Source organism: Verrucomicrobiota bacterium, from assembly GCA_037139415.1.
Lineage (GTDB): Bacteria > Verrucomicrobiota > Verrucomicrobiia > Limisphaerales > Fontisphaeraceae > JBAXGN01.
This window is the reverse complement of record JBAXGN010000269.1, coordinates 1-7,770: the sequence shown is the minus strand read 5'-3', so window position 1 is coordinate 7,770 and position 7,770 is coordinate 1. Positions and strand designations below refer to the sequence as shown.

The following is a 7,770-nucleotide window of genomic DNA, read 5'->3' as shown; positions in this document are numbered from 1 at the left end:
GCCGCAGCCATAATCTGCTGGCGACAGACAATATCTATTTACGGATAAGCACTAATGCACTCGGTGGTTGCTGGTTGTTGCTTCCGGACCGCCGGGCTTTTGATCGGGCAACCATCTCGATGAGCGTTGACAGGCCGATCAGGCCGAAGAACCCGGAGAAACCAAAAAAACCTTTCCATCCCGACAGCGGTATGAAGCCGAGGAAGCAGAGAAATCCAAGCGCAGAGAGGTTGGCCAGCTTGTATGCCAGAGGAGACGTGAAAGTGATGCCCTGCAAGTAGCCAATAAAATGGCCCCAACCCATCGTCGGGGATTGCCATGTCTGGCTCGCCGCAGGTGCGGTGCCTTTGTTCACTGCGCGCCAGACGGCGCGGATGATGAGCCAATCAACAAGGATCGCGACGCCTAATATGACCCAATTAAAAACATTCCACTCGACACCTAGAAGCCAATTGTATGCATTGAGCTGAGTGATCAGATCGAACGTTTTGTTTGAGTCGGAAGCCGACCTCACGACGTAATGGCTGATGGCCGGTGCCTGCCAGGAGGTGAACGCCGACATGGCACGAGAACCCACGTTCCAGATCACACACAGATCCAGCGCGAGCAGCGGAATCAGGAGCCCTTCGAACACCGCCAGCCACAGCCCGTAAAGTTTTCCCGCCGAGCGGCGGATTTGCGCTACGGCGATCCAGCCGAGAATTGCGGCGGGAACGAACAGCAAGCACATTCCTCCCAACATAGGCGTAGCATGAGGTTGAAACAGCACGGGTGCTGCCATCAAAAGCCCCAGCGCCGCAAAGCACGCGCCGACAATGGCCACGCGCGAGAAGCGCGGCGGCGTGCTCGGTTGTTCTTGGACGGGTGCGCCGCCTGTCCCTGCTGGGGATTTTGAAGTAATTGCCGACGGCGGTGTCGTCACAATGGTCTCGACCTGCGTCCGCATCTCTCCAGCGGTCTGATAGCGCAGTTCGGGCTTGTTCTCGAGGGCGCGCAGGACGATCTCGTCTAACCGCACGTCAATGACGACCTTCCGAGAAGGCGCTTCGAGCGGTTTGCCGGGCAGTTCGCCAGTGAGCAGTTCGTAGAGCACGACGCCCAGCGAATAGATGTCGGCGCGATGATCGGTGCGGTGGCGGCCCTTTTGCTCGGGTGCCATGTATTGCGGTGTGCCGGCGGGTTGGCTGTCCACGAAGCTGGCATCCGGGCTTTCGGCATTGAGCATCTTGGCGACGCCGAAGTCGGCGATCATCACGCGCCCAGTCTTGTCCAGCAGCAGGTTCTCCGGCTTGATGTCGCGATGAACAATGCCGTGCTCGTGGGCGTATTGCAGGGCCTCGCAGACGGGTGGCACGATGGCCAGGGCCTGTTCCGGCGTAAACCGGGCGGTTTTCATGGCCTGCCGCAGGTTCACGCCGTCCACGAATTCCATGAGCAGGTAATAGAAACCGCCCGCCTGGCCGAAATCATGGATGGTGACGATATTGGGGTGATTCAGCGCGGCGAGCGCCTTCGCTTCGCGTGTAAATCGTTCGGCGAACTGCGGGTCGCCCACGCGTTCGGGCGCGAGCAGCTTGAGCGCCACGAAACGGTCAAGCGACTTTTGCCGGGCCTTATAGACCACCCCCATGCCGCCGCGCCCCAGGCATTCGAGAATGTCGAGCTGGGGGAAGTGTGGAGCAAGTTCGGCGGGGGAAGGTGGCAGAGTCGCAGGTATCTGGGGTGCTTTAGCCTCGTTTTCCAGCAAGACCGTCTGGGTGGCCAGGTTCATCGCCATGAGGCAGCGAGGACACAACCCGGCGGGCGCGTTGGCTGGGAGAGCCGCGCCGCACTTCGGACAAACTGTTTTCTGCATTTCGTTCATGCTCATTACTGACCCGTTTCCAGCAAAGTGTTACCGGGCAATTGCATCTTTATGTCCGGGCCAATGCGTTGGCCAAATGCCGCATCTCCGCTTCCGCCTCCGCGCCATCTGGCATCGTGTGAGCGATTTCCTCGCGGTAGATTTGCCGGAACCGTTTGCGCAGCCGGTGGATCGCCACGCGCGCGGCTCCTTCGGTGGTCGCAAGTTGCCGGGCTATGGAGGCATAATCAATGGTCCCATGGGAGGCCGTAAGACAGTCCTTAAGGATGCCAAAATCTGTGCCTCTCCCGGTCGAGGTGTATTCCGCCTGCAATCGTTCGATGGTGAAATCAAGGAGGGACAGCGCCCACTGGCGGTCGAAAACTTCATCGGCGGCCAGGGTGGTTTCCGGTTCGGTGGCGTACCGGCCTTCGGCGATGGCGGTGTCTATGGTGACGTGGGTGCTTCCTCCGCCGCGCCGTTGGGCATTGGCCCGGCGCCATTCTTTGGCCATGAAATGTTTCATGGCAGTGACCAGAAATGACCTCAGCCGTCCCTTTTCCCGATCAACATCCTCAAACCAGCGCTTTTCCAGCAGCAGGCGGAAGAATTCCTGGGTGAGGTCCTGGGCGTCGGCCGGGGATTGCCCACAGCGCCGGGCGTAAGCGTAGAGGGGATACCAATAGGCGTGGCAAATGGTTTCCATCGCCGCCGCCGATTCCGGTGAAGGCGTGCGCCGGGCGGCCAGCACCACCGACCAGCGAGTGGTGACAAACAGCGGCTCCGGCTTTCGTGTTTCAGTGGACTGAGACATTGTGTGTCCAAGAGAGTATTACCGGAAACCACCCCATCGTTACAGGCTTAATGTTTACCAAAATCGGGGAATGACCATGGCAACAAATTAGGGCGGGCAGAACTGAGGCACAGGCCACCTTGCCTTACTGCCCCTGGTTTTCGGACGATTGTTTAGCGATGAGTAGCTGGAGCGGGCGGCGGCTGCGTTTGCTCCTTTGAATTCAACGCTCGGGCAATTGTCTCGACCACCTCGGCGGCGGTGAAGTTACCAGTGATGACAGCCTGATCGCGAATTACCGAGCGAATGGTTGGAGCGGCAAGCACTTTGCCGTCCAAGACGACTGCCAGCCGTTTGCCAATGTTTGCACCAGTGATTTCGGCGAAACGTTTTGCGCCAGCTTCGTTGAAGTCAACCGTCACCGACGCCTTGTTGTCGGGAGAGATCGTCAAGGACGCATTGCTAACTGCGGATTCATCGAGCAGGATTCCCTTGCGAACGCGCAACAGTTCCTTGCTGCTTGGATCGGCAAGCGTGTCGGCGGGCTCGGTGTCGCCAGCGTCGGCGACAAGACGGAATTGCAGACGCGGCGCGAGTTTCACGTTGGCAATCGGTGGAACCGAAACGCGTGCCGGTTTCCCGTGGATCACCTGCGGGCCGTAAACCATCATTGGAATGATCACCACTGCCACGATCACGACAAACCAGGCAAATAAGATTGCGGCAACGCTGGCTGTCCAACGCCACAGCCACTTCCGTCCGCCCCGGCGATACATCGCCCAACTCATCAAAATCGCCACCGCCGACAAGAGCCACCCATACCGGATGGCAAAGTTCGCGGCAGTCACGGCCAACACCGTGGCATCGGGCAAGCGCGCGGAAAAATCGCGCGCCATCACCTCAAACTTCGGAACAATAAAGGTCATGAACGCCACCAACGGCAGTGCCGCCATAATCTGAACAACGACGCTCAACAACAGTCGCCACCAGGCCCCGGTCTGTTTATTATCATCACGAGTCGGAGCATCATCCAATCGTGTGATTTTTTCAGGCGGTTCGTTTTGTGCCGCTGGTGACGGAGGGTCAATCGGGTAAAGATCGTACTTTTCAATTTTCCATTCGCCCTCCGGTTGCAAGGCGGCAAACACCGTTTCTTTCGCTGATCGCCCATTTTCAAACACGGTGCAGACAGTTTGTTCAAAGCGGCGCCCAGGATTGATGAACCCAAGCGTAAGCTGCTTGCGCGACACGGTCTTACCCAAGGGGCGACGGATCTTCTCCATTCGGCTCACCCACTCCTCCTTGCTGATGTCCCGTTGAAAATACGCAGCCGTTTTTTCCCAAGCGCGTGCATAGTTCCCGGCTTCCATTGCCTGCCAAAATTCCAGCGTTGGCAACGGGCTGGCATTGGCCAGGGCTTTCAGTTTGGCCTTCATGGACTTATGTTGCAGCCAGAGTGGGATGCCTACCGAAATGGGCAGGACAATGGCCAGCAAGAAGACATTCAGCCAGGGCAGGTTCCACATGAGATCCTGACCCCATGATTCAAAAAACCTTTTTGCGACAGGGTCCTGAGTCATTGAATCGAGCACATGCACTCCGAAGCACTTACCGCCAAAGGCGAGATAACCCAGCGCACCACCGCCGAGGGCCAGAGGGGCAATTGCCGCACCGCCAATGGCCAGGGCCAGGGCCAGGGCCAATCCGCCAAACGCAACTAACCCTACTGCGCATCCACCGAAGGCAAACAAGCCCACGGCCACACCACCGGACGCGAAGACACCTGTCGCCATCCCGCCAAAGGCAAAAACACCCTTGGCTTTGCCGCCAATCGCGATAATCCCCTTAGCAACGCGCGCCCGGCCCGTTTTCGGATCTATTCCGGAAGTGACATGCAACCAGGGCAGTCCCCATAGGGTTGCTTTCGAACGATAATCCAAGCCTTGATTCTCGTATGGTTGGTTGCTGGCGGTGAATGTGTCTGCGGACGCCGACAAAGCGATGGTCTCAACCTGAGTTTTGAATACGCTGGCCTGTTGGTACCGGAGTTCTGGATTTTTTTCGAGAGCGCGCAGGACGACTTCATCCAGCCGCACGTCAATCTGCACTTTGCGCGAAGGCGGTTCGAGCGGTTTGCCGGGCAGTTCGCCGGTGAGCATTTCGTAGAGCACGACGCCCAGGGAGTAGATGTCGGCCCGGTTGTCCACCTGCTGCGGCGTGGTCTGCTGCTCCGGGGCCATGTATTGCGGCGTTCCGGCAGCGAGCGAGTGTGGCACGGGCGTCCCGCCCGTGTTTGCCGTGTTCACGGGCGGGACGCCCGTGCCACTTTCCGCGTTCAACATCTTGGCGATGCCAAAGTCGGCAATCATCACACGGCCTTCCTTGTCCAGCAGGAGGTTCTCGGGTTTAATATCGCGGTGGACGATGCCGTGGTTGTGGGCGTATTGCAGCGCCTCACAGACGGGTGGCACGACCGCCAACGCCTGTTCTGGCGTGAACCGGCCCGCCTTCATCGCCTGCCGCAGGTTCACGCCGTCCACGAACTCCATGAGCAGGTAGTAGAAGCCGCCAGCTTGGCCGAAATCGTAGATAGTGACAATGTTGGGGTGGTTCAGGGCGGCGAGCGCCTTCGCCTCGCGCGTGAAGCGTTCGGCGAACTGCGGATCGCCCACGCGTTCGGGCGCGAGCAGCTTGAGCGCCACGAAACGGTCGAGCGACTTTTGCCGGGCCTTATAGACCACGCCCATGCCACCGCGCCCCAGGCATTCGAGAATGTCGAGCTGGGGGAAATGCGGAGCGAGTTCGGCGAGGGGAGGAGACGGGGCTGGCGAGGCAGCCGGCGCACCGGTCTGGCTGTCGGGACCTCGGTCCACGCCGGTGCCCAGGCCAGCCTGAAGCAGGCACTCCGGGCACAGCCCGTCAGGCGCATTGTTCTCAAGGGGCTTTCGACAGCCAGGACAATTCTTTTTTGTATCCATACAATCGTCTTTCCACCCTTTACACTACGAATTGGATGGCAAACGTTACTGACAAACTGAAAAAATGTTTATCGTCGAGCCATAACGCGCAGCAAGTGGCGCAATTCCTCGTCCACTTCCGCCGCCGAAGCTACCGTCTGGGCCACTTCCGCTTTTAAACACTCCCGATAACGCTCGCGCAGGCGGCAAACCGCCACCCTGGCCGCACCTTCGGTCATCCCCAGTTCAGCCGCCAGGACGGCATACGGCTGCGTGTTGCGGCTGCCCACCAGACACGGTTCCAGCGCCTGGAACAACGCCCCCTTGCCGTCCCGGGTATAAATCTCGTGCAATCGGCGAAGCACGGATTCCAGCAGCGCCAGTGCCCACTGCTTTTCGAAAAGCTGCTCTGGCGTCCGGGTGTCCGCCAGTTCCCTGGTGTACCGGCTTTCGGCTGTATCAAGTTCCATCGGAACCCGCTGCGCCTGACCATCCCGCTTAAGCGCCTTTGCCTTGTCCCATTCCTTGACCAGGAACCGTTTCATGGCCATCAACAAAAACGACCGGAACCGTCCCCTCTGCCGGTCAGCGTGGGCGATCCAATTGTGTTCAAGCAGGCGGGCGAAGAACTCCTGAGTCAAATCCTGGGCGTCCGGCGGCGAATGCCCGCCCCGGCGGACGAATGCATACAGGGGATACCAGTACGACCGGCAAAGCCCCTCCAGGGCCGCCGCCGCTTCCGGCGAAGGCGTCCCGCCCGCGGTCAGGACCACCGTCCACTGCGTTGCCGGGAACATCCGGGGCCGGCCTTCTGAGGTTACACTGTCAGCCATTCCTATTATAATACGGAAAGTTCGCCAAATGTTACAGATTTCATTTCGCGATGTTGCAGAACGATTGTCCGGCCGCTGCTGGACTGCGATCCTAAAAACCCTCAGGGATTGGAACGACGCCCGGAAACAAGCAGTATAAACCACTGATTTCCCAGCTAACACCGATGGGAAAATACCGGATCGGGAAATCGGCACTTCCAGTTGCTCATGGAACAACCGTGCTTCTGCGCGCCAACCTCACTCCGTGGCGCATGGAGCTAGGCCGCCATGGCCCGCAGGTCGGGAAAATGTTGGTTGGGCACAAGGTTCCCTCGCATATCGTGCATCGGCCCAAGTTCGTCGGAACATTGAGGGATTATTTTATTTCGGTGACAGCCAGCGCGATCTTGTTCCGCAGGCGTGGGCCGATGTTGAAGAACATCCATAACCGGCCATCGTCTTCCAAAAAACACGGCGACATTACGCCGGGATTGCTTGGGGAGACGAGCGTGCGGTCGAAGAATTTGCCGAGCGGCTTGATCTGCTCCAGCGCTGCATCGGCTTCGGCGGCGTAAAGATCAAAGCCTTCGTTGAACTTGGCCTTGCTGTTGTTGGCGTGCGCGATGAGAAAGAGTTTGCCCGCCCACGGCAACAGCACGGCGCCGGCCACCTGATCGGTTCCGGGAGGCGGATCCATCAAGGGCGTCGGACGAGTGTCCCACTTCCGGCCATCCGGCGACCAGGCAAGGTAGATGCGGCGGGTGCCACGGTCGTTGCCCATCAGCAGCATCACAAAACGATTGCCTTTGCCGGGCAGCGAATGGCGAAAAACGCGGCCATAAGAGGCTTCCGAAAGGTTGGGGAACATGCGCGTGGTGACGGCCTCGCCTTCGTAATCGAAATGAACACCATCGCCGCTGGAGGCCACGCGCGTAATCGGGTTTTCGCCATGGAAATAGAGTAACAGCTTGCCCTCTTCCTGACTCCAGATCGCATCCGGACCGGAAACGTGCGAGACCTTGTAATGTGGCGACCAATCGCGTGCGATGACCGGGTTGTTGGTGTATTCACGCCACGGGCCTTCGGGCTTGTCGGCATAGGCCAGACAAATGCCGCCGGGCACGTCGTGTGGCGCGTAATAGAGGTAGAATTTGCCGAGCGGATTTGCGATGCGCCCTGCCACCCGCACGACGGAGGGATAAATCACGTCGTCGTGCGGACGATATTTTAGGTTGGCCGCTTCGAGCACGACGCCGTGGTAGCGAACGACCGGCAGGTTGGTTTCGGCCTGATCCGCAGCACCGAGTGCAGCTAGTATTACTATGTTAAGTTATAACAACGCTCACATCCTCAAACTTTCGACCG

Annotated in this window: 5 protein-coding genes; all 5 read right to left on the bottom strand. The window is 59.0% G+C overall.

What is annotated here, in order from left to right:
- Positions 1-34 precede the first annotated feature (34 nt).
- Positions 35-1,870: a serine/threonine-protein kinase gene (locus WCO56_27740; protein MEI7733395.1), complete on the bottom strand. Its 1,836-nt coding sequence runs from the start codon at positions 1,868-1,870 to the stop codon at positions 35-37.
- 43 nt (positions 1,871-1,913) lie between these two features.
- Positions 1,914-2,657 (bottom strand): sigma factor, encoded by a 744-nt coding sequence (locus WCO56_27735; protein ID MEI7733394.1) that lies wholly within the window; start codon positions 2,655-2,657, stop codon positions 1,914-1,916.
- Between the two features lie 152 nt (positions 2,658-2,809).
- Positions 2,810-5,614 (bottom strand): protein kinase, encoded by a 2,805-nt coding sequence (locus WCO56_27730; protein ID MEI7733393.1) that lies wholly within the window; start codon positions 5,612-5,614, stop codon positions 2,810-2,812.
- Between the two features lie 68 nt (positions 5,615-5,682).
- Complete coding sequence (locus WCO56_27725; GenBank protein ID MEI7733392.1) at positions 5,683-6,426, bottom strand: sigma-70 family RNA polymerase sigma factor; 744 nt, start codon at positions 6,424-6,426, stop codon at positions 5,683-5,685.
- Between the two features lie 355 nt (positions 6,427-6,781).
- On the bottom strand, positions 6,782-7,654 hold the full coding sequence (locus WCO56_27720; GenBank protein ID MEI7733391.1) for a hypothetical protein: 873 nt from the start codon (positions 7,652-7,654) through the stop codon (positions 6,782-6,784).
- Between the last annotated feature and the right edge of the window lie 116 nt (positions 7,655-7,770).

Coding starts and splice junctions, on each gene's coding strand:
- WCO56_27740 (MEI7733395.1), bottom strand. CDS start 1,870: ATGAGCATGAACGAAATGCAGAAAACAGTTTGTCCGAAGTGCGGCGCG.
- WCO56_27735 (MEI7733394.1), bottom strand. CDS start 2,657: ATGTCTCAGTCCACTGAAACACGAAAGCCGGAGCCGCTGTTTGTCACC.
- WCO56_27730 (MEI7733393.1), bottom strand. CDS start 5,614: ATGGATACAAAAAAGAATTGTCCTGGCTGTCGAAAGCCCCTTGAGAAC.
- WCO56_27725 (MEI7733392.1), bottom strand. CDS start 6,426: ATGGCTGACAGTGTAACCTCAGAAGGCCGGCCCCGGATGTTCCCGGCA.